Genomic DNA, 24,532 nt, shown 5'->3' on the forward strand with positions numbered 1-24,532 from the left:
CCTCCGATGATGCCCTATGACATGCGTTGCTCCTCCGGCGTGGTGGCCAGCAGGATCGCGGCCAGGACGGTGATCGCGGCGGCGCCCGCGAAGACCAGGCCCGGGAACGCATGGGTAAGCGACCATCCGAACACCACGCCGGCCGCGAGTGGCACCGCCGTCTCCGCCGTGGCGCCGAGACCGGTCAGCGCGCCCTGCACGGTTCCCTGCTCGTCCGCGCCTGTGGTGCGTGACACCCAGGACCGGTCGGCGGCGGCGCCCACCGCGGCGAGAACACCGAGTGCCTGAAGGGCATAGAGCATCCACGGTACGGAGGCGAACGCGGTCCCGGCCAGCACGGCGCCGCTGAGCAGCGTGCCGAGCACGGCGGCCCGCCTGTCCCCGAGCAGCCGGACGATCGGCGCGACGGCCCAGGTCTGGAAGACCGCCCCGGCCAGCGCGAACACCGCCATCACCACGCCGATGCGGGTCGTGCTCCAGGCGAACTGGCAGGTCAGGAAGAACGTCCACGTCGACTGGTACGTCATCCGGCCGATGTCCGCGCACAGCCGGGCCCAGGCGAGCCGCCCGAGCACCGGCCTGCGCAGCACGACCACGATCGCGCCGACCGGGTTCGCGGTGCGGAGCGTGAGCGGCGTGGTGCGGTCGCCGGCACGGGACTCCGGCAGGATCAGCCAGCCGTACGCGACGTTGAGGAAGCAGAGCCCGGCCGCGGCGACGAACGGCAGCCGCACGTCGACGCCGCCGAGCAGGCCGCCGAGCGCGGGCCCGGCCACGAAGCCCAGGCCGGACGCGGCGCCCACAAGCCCGTACGCGCGAGCCCGCCCGTCCGGTTCCGTGGTGTCCGCGATATAGGCGTTGATCACGGTGCCGGTGCCGGCGCACGCGCCCGCGAGGGCGTGGAAGACCAGCAGCGGCCCGGGCCCGGCCGTGATCGCGTGGGCGAGCCAGTCGACGCCGAGGCAGCCCAGCGAGGCGAGCAGGACCGGGCGGCGGCCGTACCTGTCGGAGACGCGTCCGAGCAGCGGCGACACGACGAACTGCAACAGGCCGTAGGTCGAGCCGAGCAGCCCGGACCAGAGGACCGCGGACGCGGCGTCCGCGGTGACGGTGGTCAGCAGCGACGGCATGATCGGCACGACCAGGCCGAGACCGAGCATGTCGAGGAAGACCGTGACGAGGAGGAAGGGGAGGGCTGGCGCCCGGCGCATGACGACTCCTGAAGGACGAGAGGGCAGGGCCCCCTCGCACCTCAAGAGATACGGAGGATCAGATTATCGGTGCCGTCAAACGATTTTCCGGATGCCGTCCAGCGCCGGAGTCGGAGCTGCACCTGCTGATCACCGCCCACACTGCGCGCCCAATGGCAGGGACGGCCCAGCCGGGCCGATACTCCACCGCGGCTGAGCGGCTACACAGGCGTGCACGCGCATCCGGCCAGGCGGGCGGGGAGCGCGCCGCCGGACGCGGCGGCCTCGACGTCGTCAAGCATCCGCTCGCGGTGGTCCGCGTCGATCAGCCGGCCGCGCACCACCACCGCGTGGATGCGCCTGGTGTTGCGGATGTCGGCGAGCGGATCGGCGTCGAGGACGGCCAGGTCGGCGATCGCGGTACGCCGGACCGTACCCACGTCGGGTTTGTGAAGGAAACGCGCGGGCGCGCTGGTTCCCGCCCGGAGGGCGCGCATCGGGCTGAGACCGGCCTCGACCAGGTTCGCCAGCTCGTCGTGCAGGCTGAAACCGGGGTAGACGAACGCGGTGCCGGTGTCCGTGCCGGCGAGCACCGGCACGCCGGCCCGGTGGGCGGCACCGGTCCAGCGCATCCGCGCCCGGAACAGCTCCCGGTGCTCGGCCTCCTCCTGCGGCGTGCGACCGGCCAGATAGATCTGCTCCAGCTGGGCCTGCCAGCCGTCGCGGGTGGCCGCGGGCAGGTAGCGCAGCCGGTCGTCGTGCTCGGTCACGGACTCGGGCAGGTCGAACACGCGGTGCTGGGTGAGCGTGGGCACCTGGTGTGCGCCGTCCGCGGCCAGCCGCCCGAACACCGCACGCGCGCGGACCGGGTCGAACGTGCGCGCGGCAAGCACCTCAAGCGGATGCGTCTGCTGGAACCAGCTGTTGTACTCGCCCGCGCCGACACTGATCCCGGCGAGCCTGCGGCGGATCTCGGTCTCCGCGCCTGCGGTGTCGAACCAGCCCGTGTAGATGTGCTCGAAGCTCCGCTGGCCCGCCGCACTCGCCTCGGCCAGCGGGATCGCGTCCGGCGTGTGGCCGACGAATGTGACGCCGAGCGTGCGGCACTCGTCCGCGATGGCGTGGTAGGCCTCCGGCGTGAGCCGCACGTAGACCTTGATGAAGTCCGCTCCCCCGGCCACCGCCGCGCGTACCGCCGCCCGGGCCTCCCGCGCGTCCGCGACCTCGACGTACGGCGAGCCGAGGCCGGCCAGCAGCGACGGGTCACCGTCCACGATCGGGCTGGCGACCACCATTCGCGGGCCGGCCAGCGTGCCCGCCTCGATCCGGTCCCGCCACCCGTAGAGCAGTGGCTGGCCGTTCATGTCCCGTACCGTGGTGACGCCGTTGGCCAGGAACAGCGGCAGGTCGATCTGCTCCTGCCCGCTGCCGTGCACGTGCGCGTCGACGAAGCCCGGCACCACGAACTTCCCGCGCCCGTCCACCACCTCCGCGTCCGCCGGCACCCGCACCTCGCGTGCACTCCCGATCGCGGCGATCCGCTCCCCGCGCACAAGCACCGTGACATCCCGCCGCGGCCCGCTCCCGGTCCCGTCGATCACCGTGGCCCCGGTGATCGCCACCGCCCGGCCCGCGTCAGCCGCCTGCGCGACCCCGCCGCCGACAACCCCCGCCGCGATCCCCGCGCCGATCCCCACACCCGCACCCAGCACCCGCCGCCGCGACATCCCTGCCGTCATCACACGCTCCCCACACCGTTCCAAGTGGACGATGCGAGCCTAAAAGCTGACGTTGACGTGAGAGGCAAGCGTTCGCGCCCACGGCTTTCACAGCCACAATCCTTCTTCCCACTCTGCGGGCGGCCGCGACCCGCACGCTCCCGCGGGCCGCGGTCCCGCCGTGGCCGGGCCGAACCCACCCGCGGGTCTTCGCCTTCCTGATGGCGGAACCGGGTCCGGGCTGACGGGCCGGGCCTGGCCGGTCATGACGTGGTGGCCGACCGGATCTCGACGAGGGCGGCGATGGCGCGGCGGATGCGGCCGGCCGCCTCCGACGAGGTCCCGGCGGTGAGGGCGAGATGGTGGACGATGCCGACCACGGCCAGGGCCAGGGCTTCCGCGTCGACGCCCGCGGGCAGACGTTCCTGCTCGGCGGTCAGGTAGGCCGTGACAGCACGTTCGAGGGCCGGCAGCGGCGCGCTGCCGTGGCCCAGCACGGCCTCGACCTCGGCGGTCAGCTCCGGCCGCCAGGCGGTGAGCCGGCTGATCGTCAGCAGCGTGACGAGCGGAGTGGCCAGGACCGTCGCGCACAGGTTCTCGGCGACCGTGCCGGTGCCCGCACGGCCGGCGAGCGCGGCCGCGGCGCCGGCGATCTGGAAGCTGCGGTCGACGGCGTAGCCGACCAGGAAGTCGTCGAAGCCGGTGAAGTGGGCGAACAGCAACCCGGTCGCGACGCCGGCCTCCCGGGTCACCGCCCGGCTGGTGAGCTGTCGCGGCCCGGACGCGACGACCACGCGTTCGGCCGCGGCGAACAGGTGCTGACGAGGCTCGGTGATGGCGACTCCGCGTGGCATGCCCGCAGCTTAACCCGGATTGCACTTTGGATGAGCATCTGCTCATACTAGTTTGAGCAGATGCTCATTCTGGTCGTTGGGAGCGAAGATGAAACAAGCAGTGATCGTTGGCGCCGGCATCGCCGGTCTGGCCACCGCCCTGCGCCTGACCCGCGACGGCTGGCGCGTCCTGGTGGTGGAGCGCGCCGCGACCCGGCGCAGCAGCGGATACCTGGTCAACCTGCTCGGCGCCGGTTATGACGCCGCCGAGCGGTACGGACTGATCCCCGCGCTCACCGAGAGCGCAATCGGCGCGTTCCCAAGCGTGCTGGTGCGGGCCGACGGCCGGCCCAAGTTCACGGTGCCCGCTGCCGTCGCCGAGGCCACGCTGGGTCCGCGCACCATGACCGTGTTCCGCGGCGATCTGGAGAAGGTTCTGTTCGAAGCGGTGCGAGAGCACGCCGAGATCCGTTTCGCCACCACCGTCGCCACGAGCAGCCAGGACGCCGACCGCGTGAGGGTCGCCCTCAGCGACGGCACTACCGAAGAGGTTGACCTGCTCATCGGCGCCGACGGTGTCCACTCTGCGACCCGGACGGCGATGTTCGGTTCCGGGCATCGCGTCGATCTGCCCTACCTGGTGGCCGCGTTCCCGCTCTCCCGTCCGGTGACGGCGGTGGCCGATTCGTCGGCCACCACTTTCATCGGCCCCGGCCGCACCGCGGCGCTCGTCAACCTGGGCCCGGACCGCTCCTCGGCCTTCTTCACCTACCGGAACGCCGACCCGGCCCGGGAACTCGAGCGCGGGCCGGTGGAGGCGCTCGGCGCGGCCTTCGCCGACGTGGCCGGGGGTGTGCCCGAGGCCCTGCGCCAGCTGCGAGCCGATCCGGCTCAAGCGTATTTCGATCAGACGACCCAGATCGACGTCCGGCCGTGGAGCCTCGGCCGCACCGTACTGCTGGGCGACGCGGCCTGGTGCGTCACCCTGTTCGCCGGGCACGGCGCAGCCCTGGCACTGGCCGGCGCGGACCAACTCGGCGCCGCCCTGCACCGGCACGGGCACGACATCGAATCCGCCTTGGCCCAGTGGGAGGCCGGGCTGCGGCCCGAGGTCGTCAAACGGCAGGCGCTTGCCCGTCGCGGCATGCATCAGTACGCGCCACCGAGCCACTTCCACGTGTGGCTGAACGACGCCACGATCCGGGCGATAACCCTCCCCGGCATCCGCACCCTGGTCCGGCGCGGCATCGAACGGCAGAGCCGGTGACCGGCCCGGCACAGCCCTGGGACGCCACGGCGGACGGCGTCATGCGCCTTCCCTCAGGCGTGCTCGTACGGGGACGCGGCCTGCGGAAGCCCATCCCGGTGGGCCCGGATCCGCATCTCGGCGTCTACCTGCTCGGCAAGCCGGCCCCGGCGGTCGCCTGGGAGAGTACCTGGATCCGGTGGCGGGACTTCTGGCTGCCGTCCGATCGTGGCGCTTTACGGGAAGCCCTGACACACGTGCTGCTGCGGGCCCGATCCGAGCGGGTGGAGATCGCCTGTTACGGGGGTGTCGGCCGCACCGGCACCGCGCTGGCCTGCCTGGCCGTGCTGGACGGCGTCCCCGGCCATCAGGCGGTCGACTACGTGCGCGCCAACTATTCACACCGCGCGGTGGAGACGCCGTGGCAACGACGGTTCGTGCTCACCTTCGACTGAGCGGAGCCCGCTTACTGTGGTCAGCCGTGCGCTCCCGGCGGTCCGGGAGCATGTCGTCGAAGGGCAGGGGCGCCAGGCGGGAGGTGGCGTCCGGCGTGGCTGCCGCGGGTAGAGCGGCCCAGCGGCGGAGAGTGGCGGTGGCCGTGGCGGCGTCGGCGGGGGTGAGGCGGGAGATGTTGGCGCCGTGGTTGGCACCGGGGGCGACGAAGAGGTGGGAGTCGCGGCGGCTGGGGGTGAAGCGTTCGGCGCTCCACGGGTCGTTCTGGCCGTAGATGAAGAGCATCCGTGGGGCCTGGGTGCGCACCCACAGGTCCACGTCGATCATCGGAAGCGGCTGGTGCGGGGCCCGGAGTTCACGGGGAAGGGCCGAGGGCGCACTGTAGAGGCCGGGGTAGCGGGTGAGGCCGTGCAGGTGTGCGAAGCGCAGGCTGGGCCAGCCGAGCTGGGTGGCGGCCTGGTAGTAGTAGGGCCAGTAGTACTCGAGGCCCTCGTCCGTGTAGAACGACCAGCCGACGACGCCGTCGATCCAGTCGTAGAGCTCCTGGTCGGTGGCGGTCGTGGCGGGCACGCCCGCGCAGTCGGCGACGGACGAGTACTGCCAGAACGTCCAGACCGTGTCGAGAACCGTCAGCTCGAACGACCGGTCGGCGGTGCCGAGCGTGCGCGCGAACGTCAGGCCCTCCGCCTCGAGCAGCGGCACCAGCCGGTCGCGGCGTTTCAGCGCCTCCCGCTGCACGTCGTCAAGCGCGCGGCGGCAGGGTGCGTCCGCGACTGTGGCGAAGAACCTGTCGTAGGCGCCGTCCAGCTCGTTGACGGTGTCGTTCGGCGCGACGTAGGCGACCACGCCGTCCACGTCATCCGGGTAGAAGCGGCGGTGGTAGACCGAGGTCATGCCGCCCTTGCTCGCGCCGGTCTGGATCCACTTACCTGTGTAGATCGTCCTGAGCGCCTGGACGATCCGGTGCTCGTCCGTCGCCTCCTGCCAGATGGTCAGATCGTCCCAGTCCGCGGGCGACGGGCGGGACGGCGTGAAGAAGCGGTGCTCGACCGAGACCTGGTTTGCGTCAAGCAGCGTGGTCGGCTCGGTGCGCGACGGCCCGGGCGTGGCGGCCAGGCCGTAACCACCGGTGGCAAGCACGACAGGCGCGTCCGCCGACCTGTGCAGCAGCGTGAGCCGCTGTGCGAAGCTGCCGCCGCCGGGGTGCCGATGGTCGGCGGGCTGCCGGTAGCTGAGCACGAAGAACCGGTAGCCGGCCGGCGCGCTCTCCGACACGATGCTCAGCCCGGGGATCGCGGTCAGCCGAGCAACAAGATCATCCGAGGGTACGGCAGCGCGGGCGGACGCCGCGGTTCCGGGGACGAGGAGGGCCAGCACGAGCACGAGAATCGCCAGGACACGACTGCGCATTGACGGATTCTAATACTGCCCGCCGTGGATATGTGGCCCCCGAATCTGCGGACCGGCCTTATCGGACACTCAAGCGCCGGAGCACCGGATCGGTGGCGGCACAGACCACTGTCACGGCCGCGAGGAGGAATCCGGCGGCGAGCAGCAGTTTCACCTCCGGGTAGGCGGCGGACGCGAGCCGGGCCAGCACCGCGGCGCCCACACCCGCGATTCCGGCGCCCACGACCTGCCCGAGCCACGCGGCACGCAGTGGCCGGGGCAGCCGCGCATCCACCTCCAGGAAGGTCAACACGATCGTGGCGACGACGATCAGCAGGGCGGCGGCCAGCGCGAACAGCCGTCCATCGAGGCCCAGCGCGTACCGGATGGTCAGCGCGGGCGCGAAGAACAGCGCGAGGAACCAGCCCAGCCCGGTGCCGAGCGTGTCGATGCCGGGGCCGGGAGCGGCAGGCGAGGTGCGTCGCACCGCCACGAACCGGGCGAGCCCCAGCACGATGCCGGCGACCAGGCAGCCGGGCAGCTGCGCGGCGGCATGCCCGAGGTTGTAGAGCAGCAGCGTGTCGTAGACGGCCAGCACCAGCCAGCCCAACGCCGCCGCACTCACCCCGAACAGCACCAGATCCACCGCATCCCGCTCGACAGGCTCCGGCGCCGGGGTCGCCCGGCCGAGACGCGCCAGCAGCGGCACCGTGACCACACAGGAGATCAACCGCAACACCACATCCTGCAGCGTGTACGGGTTGGGCAGCGACCACTCGATCACGCCGAACGTCACGGTCCAGGTGACGGCCGCCGCGATCAGCACCGGCCGGCCGGTCAGCGCCCGGTAGAGACGGCGATCCCACATGCGGACCACAAGCAGATAGGCGAGCAGCACGAACGGCAGCTCAAGCACCGCCTGCACGCGCAGCACCGTCGGCGCCAGCAGCCGCGGGGCCGGGAAGACGTCCGCGAGCGCGCGCACCGCCCGGTTGTCGTCGGCAAGTGCGAACCACCCGGCCGGCAGCCGGTCCGCGATGAACGACGGGTCACCACCGTGCACCCGGATCAGGTAGACCGTGCACAACACCTGATTGACAAGGCATGCGGCCACCACAAGCGCCAGCCAGAGCCCGGGATGCGCGAGTCGCAGCGGCCGGTCCGGCGCCACCGGGCCGCGCACGGCCAGAACCGTCAGCGGCGGCGCCACAAGCATCACGCCGGCAAGCGTCAGACCGATGCCGTCCACGAGGGCACACTACGTGCACTCGCGCGTCAGCCGGAGGCCCGCCCGGCGGCGTCGTTGATTGCGGGCATGTGGCGCTCGGCCCAGTCGCGCAGGGCGGCGAGCGGCTCGTCGAGGGAGAGGCCGAGCGCGGTGAGCCGGTAGTGGACGCGGGGTGGGACTGACGGTTCGACGCGGCGGGTGACCAGGCCGTCGGCGGTGAGCGCGCGGAGCGTCTGGGAGAGCATCTTGTGCGAGACGCCGGGGACGCGGCGTTCGAGTTCCGCGAAGCCGAGCTCCTGCGGGTCGTTCTCGGCAAGCACCTTCACGATCATGGCGACCCATTTGCCGCCGATCCGGTCGAGCAGCTGGCGGGTCGGGCAGGCCGGGTTGAACAGGTCGCCACGGCGGGCAGGCACCACGGGGTTACCACCTTTCGCGGAAGTGCGGTCTTCCGTGCCCACCCTAGCCTTTCCTACGGTTACCAGGTAACCAACGGTGACAAGGAGCGGCACGTGTCGACGGAGATCAGGACAGTCATGGCAAACGGGATCGAGATCAACGTGGCGATCGCCGGGGACGGGCCGGCGATCCTGCTGCTGCACGGCTTCCCGCACACCTGGCAGGTCTGGTCCGAGATCATCCCGGGGCTGGCCCGCACCCACCTGGTGATCGCGCCGGACCTGCGCGGCCTCGGCGGCACCACCCGGGCCGGCGGCGGCTACGACGCGGGCACGCTCGCCGACGACGCGCTCGCCCTGCTCGACGCGCTGGCCGTACCGGTCGCTGAGGTGGTCGCGCTCGACCTCGGCGTACCCCCGGCGGTGCTGTTGGGTCTGCGCCGTCCCGCGCGGGTGTCCCGGCTGGTCGTGATGGAGGCCGCGCTCGCACCCGCGGAAGGCTTCGCCAGGCCGTGGTGGTTCGGCTTCCACGCGGTGCCCGGCCTCGCCGAACGGGTCGTCGCCGGCCGTGAGGGCGAGTACCTGGACTTCTTCTGGCGCAACGGGCTGCACGGCGGGCGGGCGCTGCCGGCCGGCCTCCGCGACGCCTTCCTGACCGGCTACCGCGGCGAGGAGTCGCTGCGCTGCGCGTTCGCGCACTACCGCGCGATGGACACCAGCACGGCGCAGCTGGCCGCCGAACTGCCGGGGCGGCTGACCATGCCGGTCACCGCGATCGGCGCCCACCCCGTCGGCGACGTGCTGCACCGGCAGCTCACCCCGTTCGCCGACCGGTTGCGGGGACACCTCATCGCGGACTGCGGCCACATCGTGCCGCTGGACCGGCCCCGGGAGCTGCTGGAACTTATCGGCGCAGCGCACTGAGGAGGCGGCCGGGTAGCTAAAGGGCTGGACGCGGCGCCGCACGGTCTTGTAGCTTCCAGCTGACCGTGACGCGGCTTGAGGAGGTGGGACCCATGGACCATACAGCGATGTGGGTGCTCCCCCTTGCCGTCACGGCGGGCGATTGACGTAGGTGTCGCCGGGAGCGCCACGACACTCCCGAAAGGCACCACCCATGTACGACGTGATCATTGCCGGTTGCGGGCCGACCGGCGCGATGCTCGCCGCGGAGCTGCGGCTGCACGAGGTGCGGGTCCTCGTCCTGGAGCAGGACATCGAGCCCGCGTCGGCCGCCCGGATCGTCAGCCTGCACATTCGCAGTCTTGAGCTGATGGCGATGCGCGGGCTGCTCGACCGGCTGCTCGCACGCGGGCGGCGGCGACCGGCCGGCGCCTACTTCGCCGCCATCAACAAACCCGCGCCCGGAGGACTGGACTCCGCGCACGCCTTCCTGCTCGGCATCCGGCAGCCGGACATCGTCGCCATCCTGGAAGCACACGCGATCGCACTCGGCGCGGAGGTCCGGCGCGGTGCCGCGGTGGCCGCGTTCACGCCTGACCACGACGGCGTGACGGTCACGCTCGGCAGCGGCGAACGGCTGCGGACGCGCTATCTCGTCGGGTGCGACGGCGGGCGGAGCGCGGTGCGGAAGCTGCTCGGCGTCGGCTTTCCCGGCGAGCCCGCACGCAACGAGACACTGATGGGCGAGATGGCGGCGGACACGCCTGCGGAGGAGATCGCCGCCACCGTGGCCGGGATTCGCGGGCTCAGCATCACGCCGTCGGGCGCGGGGGTCTACCGGATCGTGGTGCCGGCCGCGAGCGTCAGCGACCGGGCGGACCCGCCCACGATCGACGACTTCGCACAGCGGCTGCGTACCCTGGCCGGCGTTGACTTCGGGGTGCACTCCCCGCGCTGGCTGTCCCGTTTCGGCGATGCCACCCGGCAGGCCGACAGCTACCGGGCCGGGCGGGTGCTGCTGGCCGGCGACGCGGCGCACATCCATCCGCCGATCGGCGGGCAGGGGCTCAACCTGGGCGTGCAGGACGCGGTCAACCTCGGCTGGAAGCTTGCCGCGCAGGTCCGCGGGTGGGCGCCCGAGACGCTGCTCGACACCTACCAGTCGGAGCGTCATCCGGTCGCGGCGCAGGTGCTTGACAACACCCGGGCGCAGACCGCGCTGCTGTCCCCCGAGCCGGGCGCACAGGCCATGCGCCGGCTGCTCATCGAGCTGATGGACATCGACGAGGTGAACCACCGCCTCCTGGAGAAGATCACCGGCATCGGGGTCCGCTACGACGTCGGCGAGGGCCCGGAGCTGCTCGGCCGCCGGTTGCCGGACCTCGAGATCAAGACCGGCCGCTTGTACGATCTGCTTCATCGCGGCCGTGGCCTGCTGCTCGACCGCACCACACGCCTGACCGTCGGCGGCTGGGCGGACCGGGTCGACCACCTCGCGGATCCCGGCGCGGAACTGGACGTGCCGGGCCTGCTGCTACGCCCGGACGGGCACGTCGCCTGGATCGGCAACGACCAGGCGGACCTGGACGCGCACCTCACCCGCTGGTTCGGTCGCCCCGCAGACTGAGCTGCCGCCCTACCGGCGCGACGGCCTGGGTGACCCGGAGCGCGCCGAAGAAGTTGACCTCCAGCTGCGCGCGGACCTGCGCCTCGGTGGCCTCCTCAACCATGCCGAACAGCCCGTAGCCGGCGTTGTTGACCACCATGTCGAGCGTGCCGTGCGCGTCCACAGCCCGGCTGGTGTGAACGCGCACGGCGTACCCTCGAAGCGCTTGTGATCTAGATTTTCGGCGGGCGCCAGCCCGTGGCCCAGAGGGCCTCGGCCGGGCCGAACATGGGCGTGGGCAGGCGGTCGGGGTCGCGCCACCACAGCCACTCGTGTGCCTTGTCCGGCTCGCGGACCTGCGGCTCGCCGGTCGCCTCGACGAGGTGGTGCAGCGTCACGTAGTGCAGGCCGTCTGTGGGGAAGATGTCGCTGGTCCAGGCGATCTGGCTGATCTGGGTGGCGCGCAGGCCGGTCTCCTCCTCGAGCTCGCGTGCGACAGTCAGGCGCGGGTCCTCACCGGGCGCGACCTTGCCGCCGGGGAACGCCCAGGTGCCGTCGCCGTGCGCGCCGCGACGCCTGCCGAGCAGGACGGCGCCGTTCCGGATGACGACCGCACTGACCCCCACGAACGGTCCCCGTGTCTCTGTCATGTCGTCATCATCTGTTACTCGTAGCTTCGGACTCCGCTGAGCGGCCGGACAGCGGCGAGCACCGCGGCGGCCACCTCGGCAAGCGGCAGCGTGGCGTCGACCGGCACCGCGCCGCGCGCCAGCCGCTCCTCGTGGAAGCCCGGCAGCCACTGGCAGAGCAGCGCCCGCTCGTCCGGCATCGTGCCGTAGTCGTTGTCGCGCCGCGGATCGTCCAGGCGCTCAAGCATCGTCCGCTCGTCCACGACAAGCAGGATCGCCTGGTCGAAGCGGTCCCACAGGTCGAGGTCGTTCGACGCGTTGCCGCAGACGAACAGCGTCTCCGGGCCGGCGGCGGCGATGAGCGCGTCCATCCGCGCGGCGTTCCACAACCACCTGTGGCTCAGCAGCCACTCGGTGTCCGTCCCGAAGGTGGCGGCGGGGTTGCCGTCCGCGTCCACCCACCAGGTGAGGCTCGGATCCTCGTCCGCATCGACGGCGCGGGCGCCCCGGGCGGCCAGGACCCGGGCCAGCGTGCTCTTCCCGGACCCCGATACGCCGGTGATCAGTACCGCTCCCATCGCCCCATGCTGACAGCGGTCCACACTCCCCGGCACCCGATTTACCTCCGGGATCGGCGCAGGTGTCGGCGTCGTGCCTTGGATCGGACAGCGCGGGCCTTCGGGTTGGCGGCGGTCGGGCGGCATGGCTACGGTTTGCGTGTCGCGAGGACCAGCGGCGAAGCCGGACGTGACGCCGTCACCCGGCAGGGTCGAGACGGTTCGTAGTGACCGCGACGGTCGCGCATAATGAGCCGCATGACGGCCCGAGACCTGCCCGACCGGTTCGCCGGCGTGGATGCCCGCATCCCCGACAGCTGGAAGTCGCTGCGCGGGCCCGCGAAGGGCGCCGTTCACCTGCCGAACCGGCTCGCCTGGTCCGGACCCGCCTCCTTCGATATCGGCGACGCGGCCGACCGGTTCACGCTCTACTCGGTGCTACTCGACTGCGGTCAACTCGACGACGTCTGCACCTACATCAACGCGGACCTGCTCCGCGCCGACTGGCCCCGCCTGCGCCGCGCCACCACCTCCCAGATCACCCGCCGCTGGGAACGCAAGCTCCCCGGCCTCGCCCCGAAGGCCGGCTGACCCGGCGCCTACAGGCACGAGCCCCGGTCTTCGGTGTCGCCGATGATTGTGAAGAGCATGCGGCGCAAGTCCTGGACCTGGCGCTCGCCGAAGCCGTCCAGGGCCGAGGACTCGACCGCGGCGCAGGCGTCGGCGACTGTCGCGCGCAGGCGCTCGCCCTCGCCGGTGATCACCGGGATGCGCAGGCGGCGGTCGTGTGGGGCGTGGTGGCGCTCGACCAGGCCCCGGCTTTCGAGCCTGTCGAGTTGGCTCATCAGCGTGGTCTTGTCCAGGCCGAGGGACTTGCCGAGTTCGCCCTGGGTGAGGCCGGGGGTCTTGTCGAGCGCGCTCAGCACGATGTAGTCGCGCAGCCCGAGCCCGTGCTGTTCGGCCACGTCGCCGGTGACGCCGCGCATGCGCTGGGCGGCCCGGTGCAGCAGCCAGGTGATCTCGGATTCGATTGTGGGGGCCGGGCCGGCGAGCTCGGGCGTTGACGCGCTTTGCATCCCAGAACCGTACGTCGTCAGCGGGCCCGGGCCACAGCGTCGGCCGTCAGCAGCGGGATGCCGTCGTAGGCGCCGAGGTCGTGTGCGGGGACGATCTGCATCAGGTGTTCGAGCGCGACCATCCGCAGCAGGTCCTGGCGCACCTGTGCGGGGTCGCTGTCCGCGAGTTTGCGAAGCAGCCACGGCCGGTCGACCCGGCGCCGGATGCCGTCGAGCTGCCAGGTCAGGTCGCCGATGAAGGCGTAGCGGCCGCCGGACGGCAGTGTCACGAAGACGATCACTGAGCCGGTGGTGTGGCCGGCCGCGAGGACGAGGACCACCGAGCCGTCGCCGTACACATCGTGGCTGGACGGGAATCCGAGGTACGGCACCTCGTCGAACCCGTATTCGCGGATCTCGTGGCCCGGCGAGACGTGGCGGTAGACGGTGCCGTCCGGGTCCGCAGCGGCGTACCCCCGCTCGCCCTTGTTCATCCAGATGGGCGTGCCCGGCAGGCTGTCCAGGCCGCTGGCGTGGTCCCAGTGCGAGTGGGTGAGCAGGACGCCGCGCAGCCTGTCGCGCGGGTAGCCCACGGCGTCGAGCTGGTCGGCGACGGTCCGGCCGGCCCGGTAGGGAGCGCGGACGAGCCGGGGCAGCATCGCCACGTGGTCGGCCACGCCGGCGCCGAAGCCCGCGTCGATAAGCAGGTCGCCGTCGGGGTGCCGCACCAGGATCGAGGACGCGGCGAAGTGGCGGACGTCGCGGAACGATCCGCCACGGAACGCGAGCGCGGCCCGGGTCTCGTAGGTGCCGGTGGGCAGGTGGTAGATCGCCAGGTCCGCGGGCGGGTGGGCCTCGGGCAGCGGTTGTGTCCAGGCGGCGGGCTCGGTCAGTGAAGGCATGGCAAGATCGTATGAACCAAGAACGTCTGAGTCAAGACGTTCTTGGTTCATACGACTGCCGTTCGTCGGCCGGGCCTGCCCGCGCGAGAACGCCCGGCCGACGAACCGGTGGATCAATCCTGAAGGCGCCGCAGGGCACGACGGGCATCGTGACGGGCGCGGCGGCGCTCCTCGCGGCACATGGCGTTCCACTCGGCGGCACCGTGGCTCTCGATGCGCCGGCACCAGTAGGAGGCCGTGGCACCCCAGTAGCAGCCCTCGCGGCGGTCGCCGCCAAACCAGGTGGTCTCACGGGTGATCTCGGCGGGCAGCGTGCACGGCCCGAAGCGGTGGTCGTGCACCGGACGGCACGCGATCATCGGCGCGTCCGCCATCTGCACCCACCACGGCCGGGTCTTGTCGGTCCTGCTCATACGGGCGCCTTCCGGCTCCGTGACGCCCCGGGCTGGGGCCGTCGCTAGACCGGATGCACCGCGCCCACCTCCACAGAACTCGACACGCCATGTACAAGACCGCCGAGGGGGTACGCACCGCTCCCCCGACTCCACGCCCGACGCGGTACGCGCCAGGCGTACCCACGGTGATGTGTCAATCCTCGCCACAGTAATCGTGCAGCGCGCGTCGCGCCTGGTGACGGTCGCGGCGACGCTCCTCGCGACGTAGGCGGTATGACTCGCGGTAGCCGAAGTTCTCCACCCGGCTGACCACGAAGGAATCCGTAAGACCCCAGTAGCAGCCCTCCCGGCGTCCGCCGAACAAGGTGGTCTCACGGGTGATCTCGGCGGGTAGCGTGCACTCCCCGAATCGGTGATCGTGCACCGGGCGGCACGCGACCATCGGCGCGTCCGCGATCTGCACCCACCAGGGCTGGGTCTTGTCTGTCCTGCTCATACGGGCGCCTTCCGGCTCCGTGACGCCCCGGGCTGGGGCCGTCCCTAGTTCGGATGCACCGCGTTCACCGCCTCTCATGGGTTCTGCCGGGAGGTTGCCGCCCCTGGAACGCGAGAGTACGTGGGCGGGAGCCGGCCGGGAAGCGGATATCGGCCCGGCGCACCCGCGTGACCCGGCCGCGGGCTCGGGCGGGTCGGGCGTACCGATGCGGGATTGTGGGTCTGGGGTTTTGGCTACGCAGCGGGGTCGGGGGGTGGCCGAAAGTTCTTTCGGATCGCAGGCAGCAGGCGTGGGGCGCCACGGCGTTCATCTGGTGGAGTTGTCACCGAGGATCGAGGAGTTGCACCGATGGCGTCCAAGCGCAAGCGGATCACAATCGGCGTCGGGGTGACCGCCGCCGTGGTGATCACGCTCGGAGTCGGGATCGGCACGGCCAACGCGGCGACGCGACGGCCCTGGTGGGACCGCTGGAACCACAAGCCGCCGGCGAGCGCGCCCGCGACGCCGAAGCCGTCCGCCTCCGTGTCCGCGACGCCGAAGCCGTCCGCCTCGGCGCCGGCCTCCACCGCACCGTCTGCGTCCGCGCCGGTCACCACGTCCGCACCCGCGCCGGCGCCGTCCGCGTCGACCTCGGTGCCCACCGTCCCGGCCGGCACCGTGAGTGCACCGCCTGCCAACGCGACGTTCGACTACCAGATCGGCGGGGCCTACACGCCGCCGTCCGGAGTGAGCGTGGTCAGCCGTGACTACACTGCGTCACCGGCCGCGGGCATCTACAACATCTGCTACGTCAACGCTTTCCAGACCCAGCCGGACGCGGAGTCGTGGTGGAAGACCAACCACTCCGACCTGCTACTGAAGGACAAGCAGGGCAAGCTGGTCGAGGACGAGGACTGGGGCGAGCTGTTCCTGGACTTCTCCACCGACGCCAAGCGGGCGGCGTTGACCACCATCGTCGGCGGCTGGATCGACAAGTGCGCGGCCAAGGGGTTCAAGGCCGTCGAGCCGGACAACCTGGACACCTACACCCGGTCGAACGGCCTGCTGACCGAGGACCAAGCCGTCGCGTACGCGGCGTCGCTCGCAAGCTACGCGCACGGTAAGGGCCTCGCCATCGGGCAGAAGAACACGGCGGAGCTGAGCACGGCGAAGGCGAAGAAGGCCGGGTTCGACTTCGCGGTCGCGGAGGAGTGCGGCACCTGGAACGAGTGCGGCGCGTACACGGCGACGTACGGCAGCAAGGTGATCGTGATCGAGTACGATCAGGGCGGTTTCACCAAGGCGTGCAACAGCCACGGCAGCACGCTCTCGGTGGTGCAGCGCGACCGCGACGTGACGGCCCCGGGGTCGAAGTCGTACGTGTGGAAGGCCTGCTGAGTCCCGCTTGTCCCTATTCCGCAACGCTTCCGAGATCTCCGGCGCCCGGCCAGGGCCCGGAGATCTCCGGCGTCGAGGCGAACAGGCCACGATGACCACGAACGCTGTCTCCGAGGACTTCGACGCGTTCGTCCACGGCCGTGGACGGGCGCTGCTGCGGTTCGCGTACGTGCTCTCCGGCGACGCGCACCTCGCCGAGGACCTCGTCCAGGAGGTCCTGGCGCGGATGCACCGCCGCTGGCACAAGGTCTCCGTGATGGACAGCGCGGAGGCGTACGTGCGGACCGCGATCGTCCGCCAGTACCTGTCCTGGCGACGGCGGCGCGCGTCCACCGAGGCGATCTACGCGGAGGTGCCGGAGCCGCCCGGCCTCGACGAACCACAGGCGCGGGTACTGGCCCGCGACCAGATGTGGACGCTGATGGCCGGCCTGCCCCGCGCCCAGCGCGCCGTGCTGGTCCTGCGCTTCTACTGCGATCTGCCGGACGACGAGATCGCCACACTGCTCGGCTGCGGAATGTCCACGGTGCGATCACAGGCCGCCAGGGCGCTGGCCAAGATGCGCACCATGTTGAGCGAGGGAGGGGTGGACGGCGATGGATGAGCTTGACCGGTTGCTCGCGGAGGCGATGCACGACGCCGCCGGCCGCGCACCCTCTGACGACAGACTCCTGGGCACCGTGCACGCGAGGTCCCGGCAGATCCACCGCCGGCGCGTCGCCACCGGGCTGTCCGCCGCCGCGGCCGTGCTGATCCTCGGCCTCCCGTCCGCGTTCATGCTCGCCAACCGCCCGACCGCTGTGGTGCCACCCGCCGATCCGGCGCCGGCCGCCTCGGCCTCGCCCTCCGCCTCGCCGTCACCGTCGCCGTCCCCGTCGATCTCCCCAAGCGCACCGCCGTCGTCGCCGTCGTCCGCACCGCCGCCCTCGTCATCGCCGCCGGACGCCGTGACGCTTGCGGACGGATGGACCGCGCCGGTGTTCCCCTACACGCTGCCGCCCCGCGACGACCTCAAGCCCCCTGTCGCGTCGCTGGACCGCGGCACGCTTGTCGGCTTCTTCGAGACGACCGACTCGCGGAACCACTCGGACGTCACGATCTCGATGTCCGGCAGCCGCCCGGCCCCCACCGCCGGGTCCGGAACCGAGGTGTCGCGCCAGGTGCGCGGCCACCCGGGCACGCTGCGGACCGTCGACGTGAGCCCGGCCAAGCAGCTCGTACTCTCCTGGCCGGAGACGCCGAGCCGATGGATCACGCTTGCCACCGACAACACGTACACCCCGGACGAGGTCGTCGCGCTCGCCGACGCGCTCACCACCGGCTCGACCGCCGTGGCGCCGCCGTTCCAGCTCGCCCAGAGCCCGGCCGGCCTGTTCACGGACTCGGTGACCCCGTCCCGGATGACGTTCCGCACCTCCACCGCCGACACCGCCGGTTTCAGCGTCGTGCTGCGCAAACGCCAACAGCTCAACGGCACGAACCAGCGGATCCGGGGGTACGACGCGGCGCTCTCCCGCAGCTCGGGCAGTGTCACGCTGGCGATCGACGTCACGGACTGGAACGCCACCCTGGAGATCACCGTCGACAACGGCCTGACCATCACCGACGCGAACCTGCTCCGCTTCGCCGAGGGAGTGCAGATCCAGAACCGCTCCAACCCGGAGTGAGCCCGGTCAGCCGCCCGCCCGCCAGCCGCGCAGGATCGCGTGGAGGGCCTGCTCGGCGCGCTCCGGGCGGAGGTAGCCGAGCGAGGCCATGCCGTACAACGTGCCCCAGACGATCTCGCAGGCCTCGTCCGGGTCGGGCAGGATCACCGAGTGTGCGGCCGCCCACGTGGTGAGCAGCTCCTTCAGGACGTCGATGGTCGGCTCGGCCGCGCGGCGGCGCCCGTCCGGGTCGACCACGGATCCGTTCATCGCCTCGTAGAGGTGCGGGTGCTCGCGGGCGAACCGCACGTACGCGGAGGCGGCCAGCAGTAGGCGCCGGTCGGCGTCCGACTCCCCCACGACCTTCTCGAACGAGGCCAGCAGCAGGCCGTACCCGTGCGTGACCAGCTCGACCACCAGCGCGTCCTTGTTGGCGAAGTGCTGGTAGACGACCGGCGCCGAGTACTCGACCTCGGCCGCGATGCGCCGGATCGTCAGCGCGGCCGCGCCCTCACTCTCCAGCACGTACAGCGCGGATTCGATGATCCGGTCCCGGGTGCTGGCCCGTTCGCGGGCGCGTCGTGTGCTGCTCGGCATGTCCGGTCACTCCGCTTTCCTGGTGTCCCCGGACACTAGCCGCCCCGGTTGACAGACCTGCCGCCGCGGACCTAACTTAACGGCGTTAGGAAATCTAACACCGTTAACACCTGAGGGGCAGACATGGCTCAGCACGTCGTCATCGGCGCCGGATCAATCGGCACGAGACTCTCCCGCCTGCTCGTGGAGCGCGGCGAAAGCGTCCGGATCATCACCCGCGGCGGCTCCGGCCCCGCACATCCGCTTATCGAGCGCGTCGCCGCGGACGCCTCCGACCCGGCCCAGCTGACCCGGCTGTCACACGGCGCCGAGGTGATCTACCACTGCGCGAACCCGCCCTCCTACACGTCCTGGCAGCGCCTCCTCCCCCCGCTGCAGACCGCGGCGATCTCCGCCGCGAAGGCGAACGACGCGGTCCTCGCACTCACCGCCGGCCTCTACGCCTACGGCCCGCAGCCCGGCGGCCGGATGAACGAGCGCACGCCGATGGCCGCCACCGGGCGCAAGGGACGCCTGCGCCGACGACTGTGGGAGCAGGCGCTGGCCGGCGGCATCCGCACTGTCGAGGTCCGCGGCTCCGACTACATCGGCAGGGATGCGGCCAGCCTCTACTCCCTGGTCCTCGGCCCCGCACTGGAGAAGGGCCGCGCCGCCACCGTCCCCGGGCACCTCGACATGCCGCACAGCTTCACCTACAACGGCGACATGGCCACCGCACTGCTCACGCTTGCCCGCGACGAACGCGCCTGGGGCCGCGCCTGGCACGTACCGTCCCCGCCCGCCGTCACCATCCGCGACCTCGCACACCGCTACGCCGCTGCCGCCGACAAGCCCCCGCCCACGCTCGTCCAACTGCCACGCTTCACCATGCGCGCCGCCGGCCTCTTCGTACCGATCGCCCGCGAGATCGCCGAAATGGACTACCAGTGGTACGCGCCCTTCCACCTGGACGCGCCCGAAACAGCCGACACGTTCGGCCTGACCGCCACCGACCTCGACACGGCCGTCCACGACCAGGTCGGCGAGGCCAGGACCCAACCCGAAACGCTCTGAGACCCAGATTTACCCGCTCCCGCGGTGGTAACTGCCCGCTTGCTCCCGCGGGCCGCGGGCCCGTGGGTGGCCGGGAAACCGTCCAGGTGTGAGCCGCCGGGATGGCGCCCCGAAATTTCGTCTTTTGGTGGGCTGAATGGCGATGGTGGCGGATCTCGTGGTGCTCACGGCCTGGCGTCTGGGCGGAGTGGCGTGGGCGGCGAGGTGCGGTGGTCCGGCCTTTTCAGTGCGGATGGAGACGAGCAGCGTCGACGAATGCGGAATAGGCGCGATCGGGCACAGCCGGAAACACGGGCACAGCCGGGGCGCGAGACAGCCGCGGCGCGAGACAGCTGCGGCGCGAGACAGCTGCGCCCGGACCTGCCGTGAGAACGGAGCGTGGGCACGGAGCGTCGAGCGGGGGTTGACTAAAATATCGTCTTATAGCGGTCAATGCGGAGCGTAGTGCGAGTCGATCAATACGGAATGTACATGGGAGTGGTTCCGCCCGAGCCATAACCACTCCCATGTACATTCCGTCTTGATCCACAGCAAAGAGAGTGGCGGAGGGGTAGCGGCGGAATGCACAAAAGCCGCGAAATGATACGTCCGCGGAAGGCTTAACGATCTGCTGAATACGCGCAGTGACAAAGCGTGCTTCGGAGGCCCAGGCGCCGACTCTGAAGATCATCAATACTTGCGGTCGGCGCAGTCGATCCCGGCGGATCAACGGAATCGGGAGCGAACCAGCCGGACCGCCAGGGTCAGCGGGTGGGGGTGATCGGTGGGCGTTTGTCGATTTCCATCCAGCGGTCGGGGTGGGCGACGGGGGTGAAGCCGGCCTTCATCTATGGCCAAAGGGCCGATGCGGGCGACGACGGCGCGTCCTTCAATGTCACATGTGGATGGTCAGGCTGCGGACGACGCACGGCGCGGGCTGCGCGCGTGGGTGCGTGGCGCCGCCCGCAGTGTCCGCCGCGCGGGGCCTTATGCGATTCTCGCGTTCCTGGCCGCGTCCGCGATCGCGCCGGTGGCGGCCGCGGCGTTGCAACTGCCGGCGGCGTTCGCGGCCGCGCTCGGGCAGATCGGCGGGATCGGGGTCGGCGTCCTGACTGACACGCTTGCGAGGACGGCGCGGCGGTTTCAGGGGCGGGCGCCGTCCGAGAGCGAGTGGCGGGCCGCGATCGCGGAGGAGTTGCAGCCGCTGCTCGCGGTCGACGACGAGACCGGGCGGGCCCTGCGGGAGGAGCTCGGGCGGCTGCTGCAGGCGGTGGACGCGGTCGAGACCGCGCTTGCCGCGGCCGAGACGGAGGACACCGGCTGGCGGGACGAGCTGGTCACCGCGTTCACGGTGCTCGGCACGGACGTCGGCGAGCTGCGCTGGATGGTGGCGGACTCCCGGCGGGTGCTCGACGACGTGCAGGGGCAGCTGGCGGCGCAGAGCGTGGAGCTTCATGAACGCCTGGACGGCATCCGGCGGCAGCTGATCGTCTACGCGCAGTTGCGCTCCACAGTGGTCTCGACAGCGACACCGCAGCCGCCGGACGAGGATGCGCTCTGCCCGTACCCCGGAATGAGCAGTTTTCAGCCGGAGGACGCGCCCTGGTTCCATGGGCGGGACCGGGACACCGCGCTGCTGCTCGGGCGGCTTGCGGAGCAGCGGGTCGGCGCGCCACCGCTGATGGTCACCGGTGTGTCGGGGGCGGGAAAGTCGTCGCTGCTGCGGGCCGGGCTGCTGCCGGCGATCGCGGCCGGTGGGCTGGGCGAGGAGCCGGCTACCTGGCCGTGGACGTTGATGACGCCCGGCGAGCATCCGATGGCCGGCCTCATCCTCGACGGGCGGCCGCGGATCGTCGTGGTGGACCAGTTCGAGGAGCTGTTCACCAGGTGTGCGGACCCGGCGGAGCGGCTGGCGTTCGCGTCCGCGCTCGCCGATGCCGCGCCCGCGCTTGTCGTGCTGGGCGTGCGCGCGGACTTCTACGCCGCCTGCACCGAGCTGGCGCCGCTGGAGCGGATGCTGACGGCCGGGCTGGTGGTGGTCGAGCCGCTCGGCGACGCGGGGTTGCGCCGCGCGGTGACCGAGCCTGCCGCGCGGGCCGGGCTTGAGGTCGAGCCGGGCCTGGTCGAGCTGCTGCTCGCCGACCTGACCGCGCACGGGACGCCGGGCCGCCGGTACGAGCCGGGCACGCTCCCGCTGCTCGCGCACGCGCTGCGCGCCACCTGGACCCGCCGGGACGGAAACCGGATGACCGTGGCCGGTTACACCGCGACCGGCGGCATCCGGCACGCGGTCGCGGAGACGGCCGAGCGGATCTACCTCGGGCTGGAGCCGGACGGCCGGGAGCGGTTGCGCCGGGCCATGCTGGGCCTGGTCACGATCGCGGGCGGCGGGGTGCCGGTCCGGCGTCGCGGGCCGCGCGGCTCGATCGACCCGGAGGTGTTGCGGCTGCTGGTCTCGGCGCGGCTGCTGACCGCGGGCGACGACACCGTGGAGATCAGCCATGAGGCGTTGCTGACAGGCTGGCCGCGGCTTGCGGACTGGCTTGCCACGGCGCGCGAGGAGCTGTTGCTGCGGCAGCGGCTGGGCGACGCGGCCGACGACTGGCACGCCTCCGGCCGTGACCCTGACCTGCTGCTGCGCGGTGCCCGTCTGGCGGCCGCGCGGGAGCTGGACCTGGCTGGCGACTACCTGGACGCGAGCGTCGCGGCGGCCGAGTCGGCGGAGCGGGCACGGCGGCGGCGTACCCACAGGTTGCGGGTGTTGGCCGGCGCGCTCGGCGTCGCGCTGCTGCTGGCCGTCACCGGCGCGATCGTCGCGGTCGATCAGGGCGGCAACGCGCAGGAGCGGCGGCGGGAGGCGGTCTCCCGGCAGTACGCGTCGGAGTTCCTGACCACTGTAGGCAGCGACGACCTGACCGCGATGCGGCTCGCTGTCGACGCGTGGCACGAGTCGCCGACCGCGGAGGCGCGCGGCGCGCTGCTGTCCGCGCAGATGACGAACGCGTCCGGGACGCTGGGCAGCGGGTTCGGCGGGGTGGCGGCCGCGGTCAGCCCGGACGGCGCGCTGATCGCGATCGGGCACCCGGACGGCCGCATCGCACTGTGGGACAGCGCGACGCTCACCCGGGTCGGCCGCGACCTGGTCACCGCGTTCGACACCACCGTGATGTCGCTGGCGTTCTCCCCGGACGGCCGTTTCCTGGCGTCGAGCACGCCGGTGCGCAACGGCGTGCAGGTCTGGGACATCCCCGGCGGCACGCTGCGGCACAGCCTGCCCGCGCTCGGCGGCATCGCCTGGCGGCCCGGGACCGGCACGCTGCTTGCCACCCGCACCGACGTCACCGAGCGGCAGCTGGGCGGCTGGGACGCGGAGACCGGCGAGCGCACGTTCACGATGCCGACCGGCGGCGTGTTCGCGTTCGACCTGTCGGTCAGCCCGGACGGGGAGTACGTGGCCGCCGCCGACCTCGACACGGGCGCGACGGTGTGGCGGCTCGGCGACGGCGCCCGGCTGATGGGCGTGCCCGGCGCGGTGCGGGTGCGGCTCGCGAGCGGCGGCGTGCTTGTCACCAACGGCGACGGCGTGATCCGTACCTGGCGGGTCGACGGCGGCGCCGAGATCGCCGCGCTCACGAACCCGTCGGACCTGCGCGGCGCGGACCCGCTGGTGATCACGCCGTCGAACCGGCTGCTGACGTTCGGCTCCGAGCGGCGCGCCCACCTCAACTCCTGGCCGCTGCCGGACGGCATCGAGAATCGGGGGTACGTGGGCTTCGCCGGCGCGCCGAACACGGCCGCGATCTCCGACAACGGGCGGGTCATCGTGGTCTCCGGCGCGGAGGCGCCGACCGCGGTGTTCCGTCGAGGCCTGAACTGGGTGTTCCAGCCGAGCCCGGTCGTCGACGCGGCGCCGGACCCGACCGGCCCGCGCGTCGCAAGCATCTCCAAGGACGGCGAGCTGCTGATCACGGACCTGAACACCCGCGACACGGTACGGCGGGAGAACACCGGCCTGAGCCCGTACGACCTGCGGTATGCGCCTGACGGCACGCTGGCGATCTCGACCACTGACGGGCAGGTGCAGGTGCGCGGCCCGGACGGCGCGGTGCGGGCGACACTCCGGGTCGGCGTGGACGGCACGCTCCCGGACCAGGTCGAGATCGACTTCTCGCCGGACGGGTCACTGCTGGCCACAAGCGGCGATGTGCAGCCCGAGGGCGCGGAGTATCCGACCGGCGTGGTGCGCGTCTACGACACCGCCACGCTGCGGGAGATCGGCGCGGTGGAGACCGGCGCGGCGAGCGCGGACGACGTGCTGTTCAGCCGGGACGGCGGCACGGTCAGCGCGATCGCCACCACCACCGGCGACACCGGACGGCCGACCGCGGCCCGACTGCTCACCTGGCGGGCCACGGACCTCGCGCCGGTCGCGGACCACCCGGTCGGCGTGCGGCAGATCATCGACGTGGACCTCAGCCCGGACGGCAGCGCCATCGCGGTCGCGGGCGTCGACCGGCGCGTCGAGGTCTACGCCGCGGACGGGTCAGGCCCGGCGCGGATCTTCGGCACGCACCCGGGCACGGTCACCGCGGTCGCGTACTCCCCGGACGGCCGCACGCTCGCCACAAGCACCGACGTGGACAACACGATCCGGCTGTGGGACGTCGCGTCCGGGCGGCTGACCGCGCAGCTCACCGGTCACCTCAACTTCATCAACGACCTCACGTTCGTGGCGGGCGGCCTGCTGCTCAGCGCGTCCTCGGACAACACGGCGGGGCTGTGGCAGCTGGATCCGGCGACCGCGCTCGCCTCGGTGTGCACGATCCTGGTCCCGGCCGAGATCGCGGCCGGGCGGGAGCGCCCGGCCGGCTGCCCGGACTGA

At 71.9% G+C, this 24,532-nt stretch carries 24 protein-coding genes; 10 read left to right on the forward strand and 14 right to left on the reverse strand.

Annotated elements, in window-relative coordinates; all coding sequences use genetic code 11:
• Positions 1 to 14: 14 nt before the first annotated feature.
• The 3 genes from ACIA8K_RS23360 to ACIA8K_RS23370 all read right to left on the reverse strand — a co-directional run bounded on the left by ACIA8K_RS23360 (position 15) and on the right by ACIA8K_RS23370 (position 3,762).
• Positions 15 to 1,211: an MFS transporter gene (locus ACIA8K_RS23360; RefSeq protein WP_396062574.1), complete on the reverse strand. Its 1,197-nt coding sequence runs from the start codon at positions 1,209 to 1,211 to the stop codon at positions 15 to 17.
• A 200-nt stretch (positions 1,212 to 1,411) separates the two neighbouring features.
• Entirely contained in the window at positions 1,412 to 2,929 is a 1,518-nt protein-coding gene (locus ACIA8K_RS23365; RefSeq protein WP_396062576.1) for an amidohydrolase family protein, read from the reverse strand.
• Positions 2,930 to 3,171: 242 nt separating this feature from the next.
• Positions 3,172 to 3,762 (reverse strand): TetR family transcriptional regulator, encoded by a 591-nt coding sequence (locus ACIA8K_RS23370; RefSeq protein ID WP_396062578.1) that lies wholly within the window; start codon positions 3,760 to 3,762, stop codon positions 3,172 to 3,174.
• Between the two features lie 88 nt (positions 3,763 to 3,850).
• Here ACIA8K_RS23370 and ACIA8K_RS23375 point away from each other — a divergent pair, with 88 nt between their 5' ends.
• A complete protein-coding gene (locus tag ACIA8K_RS23375) occupies positions 3,851 to 5,008 on the forward strand; it encodes an FAD-dependent oxidoreductase (RefSeq protein ID WP_396062580.1) in 1,158 nt (385 codons plus the stop codon).
• Entirely contained in the window at positions 5,005 to 5,442 is a 438-nt protein-coding gene (locus ACIA8K_RS23380) for a protein-tyrosine phosphatase family protein (RefSeq protein WP_396062582.1), read from the forward strand. Before ACIA8K_RS23375 ends, ACIA8K_RS23380 begins: the two co-directional genes overlap by 4 nt.
• Here ACIA8K_RS23380 and ACIA8K_RS23385 read toward each other — a convergent pair.
• Genes ACIA8K_RS23385 through ACIA8K_RS23395 form a run of 3 tightly spaced genes read right to left on the reverse strand, consistent with a single transcriptional unit; the run spans position 5,429 to position 8,476 of the window.
• Complete coding sequence (locus ACIA8K_RS23385; RefSeq protein WP_396062584.1) at positions 5,429 to 6,850, reverse strand: S28 family serine protease; 1,422 nt, start codon at positions 6,848 to 6,850, stop codon at positions 5,429 to 5,431. The two genes, ACIA8K_RS23380 and ACIA8K_RS23385, sit on opposite strands and share 14 nt — an antisense overlap.
• A gap of 58 nt (positions 6,851 to 6,908) precedes the next feature.
• A complete protein-coding gene (locus ACIA8K_RS23390) occupies positions 6,909 to 8,078 on the reverse strand; it encodes a hypothetical protein (protein ID WP_396062586.1) in 1,170 nt (389 codons plus the stop codon).
• A 26-nt stretch (positions 8,079 to 8,104) separates the two neighbouring features.
• A complete protein-coding gene (locus ACIA8K_RS23395) occupies positions 8,105 to 8,476 on the reverse strand; it encodes a winged helix-turn-helix transcriptional regulator (protein WP_396062588.1) in 372 nt (123 codons plus the stop codon).
• A 93-nt stretch (positions 8,477 to 8,569) separates the two neighbouring features.
• Here ACIA8K_RS23395 and ACIA8K_RS23400 point away from each other — a divergent pair, with 93 nt between their 5' ends.
• Both ACIA8K_RS23400 and ACIA8K_RS23405 read left to right on the forward strand, forming a co-directional pair.
• Positions 8,570 to 9,379 carry an alpha/beta fold hydrolase gene (locus ACIA8K_RS23400; RefSeq protein ID WP_396062590.1) on the forward strand — a complete coding sequence of 270 codons (810 nt, stop codon included), beginning with the start codon at positions 8,570 to 8,572 and terminating at the stop codon, positions 9,377 to 9,379.
• Between the two features lie 193 nt (positions 9,380 to 9,572).
• Positions 9,573 to 10,985 (forward strand): FAD-dependent monooxygenase, encoded by a 1,413-nt coding sequence (locus ACIA8K_RS23405; protein WP_396062592.1) that lies wholly within the window; start codon positions 9,573 to 9,575, stop codon positions 10,983 to 10,985.
• On the opposite strand, the gene ACIA8K_RS23410 is transcribed toward ACIA8K_RS23405, so the two are convergent.
• The 3 genes from ACIA8K_RS23410 to ACIA8K_RS23420 are packed head-to-tail and all read right to left on the reverse strand — an operon-like array spanning position 10,954 to position 12,171.
• Positions 10,954 to 11,172, reverse strand: coding sequence for an SDR family NAD(P)-dependent oxidoreductase (locus ACIA8K_RS23410; protein ID WP_396062594.1), 219 nt, complete (start codon positions 11,170 to 11,172; stop codon positions 10,954 to 10,956). The two genes, ACIA8K_RS23405 and ACIA8K_RS23410, sit on opposite strands and share 32 nt — an antisense overlap.
• 25 nt (positions 11,173 to 11,197) lie before the next feature.
• The gene (locus ACIA8K_RS23415) at positions 11,198 to 11,614 is read right to left on the reverse strand and encodes an NUDIX hydrolase (RefSeq protein WP_396062596.1); all 417 of its coding nucleotides are present in this window, start codon (positions 11,612 to 11,614) and stop codon (positions 11,198 to 11,200) included.
• A gap of 14 nt (positions 11,615 to 11,628) precedes the next feature.
• Entirely contained in the window at positions 11,629 to 12,171 is a 543-nt protein-coding gene (locus ACIA8K_RS23420; protein ID WP_396062598.1) for an AAA family ATPase, read from the reverse strand.
• Positions 12,172 to 12,408: 237 nt separating this feature from the next.
• On the opposite strand from ACIA8K_RS23420, the gene ACIA8K_RS23425 reads away from it, so the two are divergent.
• Positions 12,409 to 12,741, forward strand: a complete 333-nt coding sequence (locus tag ACIA8K_RS23425) for a hypothetical protein (protein WP_396062600.1) — start codon at positions 12,409 to 12,411, stop codon at positions 12,739 to 12,741.
• 8 nt (positions 12,742 to 12,749) lie between these two features.
• Here ACIA8K_RS23425 and ACIA8K_RS23430 read toward each other — a convergent pair whose 3' ends face one another.
• The 4 genes from ACIA8K_RS23430 to ACIA8K_RS23445 all read right to left on the reverse strand — a co-directional run bounded on the left by ACIA8K_RS23430 (position 12,750) and on the right by ACIA8K_RS23445 (position 14,998).
• Positions 12,750 to 13,226: a MarR family winged helix-turn-helix transcriptional regulator gene (locus ACIA8K_RS23430; protein ID WP_396062602.1), complete on the reverse strand. Its 477-nt coding sequence runs from the start codon at positions 13,224 to 13,226 to the stop codon at positions 12,750 to 12,752.
• Positions 13,227 to 13,243: 17 nt separating this feature from the next.
• Positions 13,244 to 14,107, reverse strand: coding sequence for an MBL fold metallo-hydrolase (locus tag ACIA8K_RS23435; RefSeq protein ID WP_396062604.1), 864 nt, complete (start codon positions 14,105 to 14,107; stop codon positions 13,244 to 13,246).
• Between the two features lie 113 nt (positions 14,108 to 14,220).
• On the reverse strand, positions 14,221 to 14,520 hold the full coding sequence (locus ACIA8K_RS23440; RefSeq protein WP_396062606.1) for a hypothetical protein: 300 nt from the start codon (positions 14,518 to 14,520) through the stop codon (positions 14,221 to 14,223).
• A gap of 175 nt (positions 14,521 to 14,695) precedes the next feature.
• The gene (locus ACIA8K_RS23445; RefSeq protein WP_396062608.1) at positions 14,696 to 14,998 is read right to left on the reverse strand and encodes a hypothetical protein; all 303 of its coding nucleotides are present in this window, start codon (positions 14,996 to 14,998) and stop codon (positions 14,696 to 14,698) included.
• A gap of 348 nt (positions 14,999 to 15,346) precedes the next feature.
• Here ACIA8K_RS23445 and ACIA8K_RS23450 point away from each other — a divergent pair, with 348 nt between their 5' ends.
• The 3 genes from ACIA8K_RS23450 (at position 15,347) to ACIA8K_RS23460 (ending at position 18,042) form a co-directional block, all read left to right on the forward strand.
• Positions 15,347 to 16,375 carry an endo alpha-1,4 polygalactosaminidase gene (locus ACIA8K_RS23450; RefSeq protein ID WP_396062609.1) on the forward strand — a complete coding sequence of 343 codons (1,029 nt, stop codon included), beginning with the start codon at positions 15,347 to 15,349 and terminating at the stop codon, positions 16,373 to 16,375.
• Between the two features lie 91 nt (positions 16,376 to 16,466).
• On the forward strand, positions 16,467 to 16,979 hold the full coding sequence (locus tag ACIA8K_RS23455) for a SigE family RNA polymerase sigma factor (RefSeq protein WP_396062611.1): 513 nt from the start codon (positions 16,467 to 16,469) through the stop codon (positions 16,977 to 16,979).
• On the forward strand, positions 16,972 to 18,042 hold the full coding sequence (locus ACIA8K_RS23460; protein ID WP_396062613.1) for a hypothetical protein: 1,071 nt from the start codon (positions 16,972 to 16,974) through the stop codon (positions 18,040 to 18,042). The genes ACIA8K_RS23455 and ACIA8K_RS23460 overlap by 8 nt, the downstream gene beginning before the upstream one ends.
• 6 nt (positions 18,043 to 18,048) lie before the next feature.
• Here the strand turns inward: ACIA8K_RS23460 and ACIA8K_RS23465 are convergent, their stop codons facing one another.
• Entirely contained in the window at positions 18,049 to 18,618 is a 570-nt protein-coding gene (locus ACIA8K_RS23465; protein ID WP_396062615.1) for a TetR/AcrR family transcriptional regulator, read from the reverse strand.
• Between the two features lie 123 nt (positions 18,619 to 18,741).
• Between ACIA8K_RS23465 and ACIA8K_RS23470 the strand changes: the two genes are divergently transcribed.
• The gene (locus ACIA8K_RS23470) at positions 18,742 to 19,671 is read left to right on the forward strand and encodes an NAD-dependent epimerase/dehydratase family protein (protein WP_396062617.1); all 930 of its coding nucleotides are present in this window, start codon (positions 18,742 to 18,744) and stop codon (positions 19,669 to 19,671) included.
• 880 nt (positions 19,672 to 20,551) lie between these two features.
• Positions 20,552 to 24,532 carry a WD40 repeat domain-containing protein gene (locus ACIA8K_RS23475; protein ID WP_396062619.1) on the forward strand — a complete coding sequence of 1,327 codons (3,981 nt, stop codon included), beginning with the start codon at positions 20,552 to 20,554 and terminating at the stop codon, positions 24,530 to 24,532.

Source organism: Catenuloplanes sp. NPDC051500, from assembly GCF_044454585.1.
In the GTDB taxonomy this organism is placed as follows: domain Bacteria; phylum Actinomycetota; class Actinomycetes; order Mycobacteriales; family Micromonosporaceae; genus Catenuloplanes.

Excerpts from the sequence above, each read along its gene's own strand:
- ACIA8K_RS23360 (WP_396062574.1), bottom strand. The coding sequence starts at position 1,211 with ATGCGCCGGGCGCCAGCCCTCCCCTTCCTCCTCGTCACGGTCTTCCTC.
- ACIA8K_RS23365 (WP_396062576.1), bottom strand. The coding sequence starts at position 2,929 with ATGACGGCAGGGATGTCGCGGCGGCGGGTGCTGGGTGCGGGTGTGGGG.
- ACIA8K_RS23370 (WP_396062578.1), bottom strand. The coding sequence starts at position 3,762 with ATGCCACGCGGAGTCGCCATCACCGAGCCTCGTCAGCACCTGTTCGCC.
- ACIA8K_RS23375 (WP_396062580.1), top strand. The coding sequence starts at position 3,851 with ATGAAACAAGCAGTGATCGTTGGCGCCGGCATCGCCGGTCTGGCCACC.
- ACIA8K_RS23385 (WP_396062584.1), bottom strand. The coding sequence starts at position 6,850 with ATGCGCAGTCGTGTCCTGGCGATTCTCGTGCTCGTGCTGGCCCTCCTC.
- ACIA8K_RS23405 (WP_396062592.1), top strand. The coding sequence starts at position 9,573 with ATGTACGACGTGATCATTGCCGGTTGCGGGCCGACCGGCGCGATGCTC.
- ACIA8K_RS23415 (WP_396062596.1), bottom strand. The coding sequence starts at position 11,614 with ATGACAGAGACACGGGGACCGTTCGTGGGGGTCAGTGCGGTCGTCATC.
- ACIA8K_RS23420 (WP_396062598.1), bottom strand. The coding sequence starts at position 12,171 with ATGGGAGCGGTACTGATCACCGGCGTATCGGGGTCCGGGAAGAGCACG.
- ACIA8K_RS23425 (WP_396062600.1), top strand. The coding sequence starts at position 12,409 with ATGACGGCCCGAGACCTGCCCGACCGGTTCGCCGGCGTGGATGCCCGC.
- ACIA8K_RS23430 (WP_396062602.1), bottom strand. The coding sequence starts at position 13,226 with ATGCAAAGCGCGTCAACGCCCGAGCTCGCCGGCCCGGCCCCCACAATC.
- ACIA8K_RS23435 (WP_396062604.1), bottom strand. The coding sequence starts at position 14,107 with ATGCCTTCACTGACCGAGCCCGCCGCCTGGACACAACCGCTGCCCGAG.
- ACIA8K_RS23440 (WP_396062606.1), bottom strand. The coding sequence starts at position 14,520 with ATGAGCAGGACCGACAAGACCCGGCCGTGGTGGGTGCAGATGGCGGAC.
- ACIA8K_RS23445 (WP_396062608.1), bottom strand. The coding sequence starts at position 14,998 with ATGAGCAGGACAGACAAGACCCAGCCCTGGTGGGTGCAGATCGCGGAC.
- ACIA8K_RS23450 (WP_396062609.1), top strand. The coding sequence starts at position 15,347 with ATGGCGTCCAAGCGCAAGCGGATCACAATCGGCGTCGGGGTGACCGCC.
- ACIA8K_RS23455 (WP_396062611.1), top strand. The coding sequence starts at position 16,467 with ATGACCACGAACGCTGTCTCCGAGGACTTCGACGCGTTCGTCCACGGC.
- ACIA8K_RS23460 (WP_396062613.1), top strand. The coding sequence starts at position 16,972 with ATGGATGAGCTTGACCGGTTGCTCGCGGAGGCGATGCACGACGCCGCC.
- ACIA8K_RS23465 (WP_396062615.1), bottom strand. The coding sequence starts at position 18,618 with ATGCCGAGCAGCACACGACGCGCCCGCGAACGGGCCAGCACCCGGGAC.
- ACIA8K_RS23470 (WP_396062617.1), top strand. The coding sequence starts at position 18,742 with ATGGCTCAGCACGTCGTCATCGGCGCCGGATCAATCGGCACGAGACTC.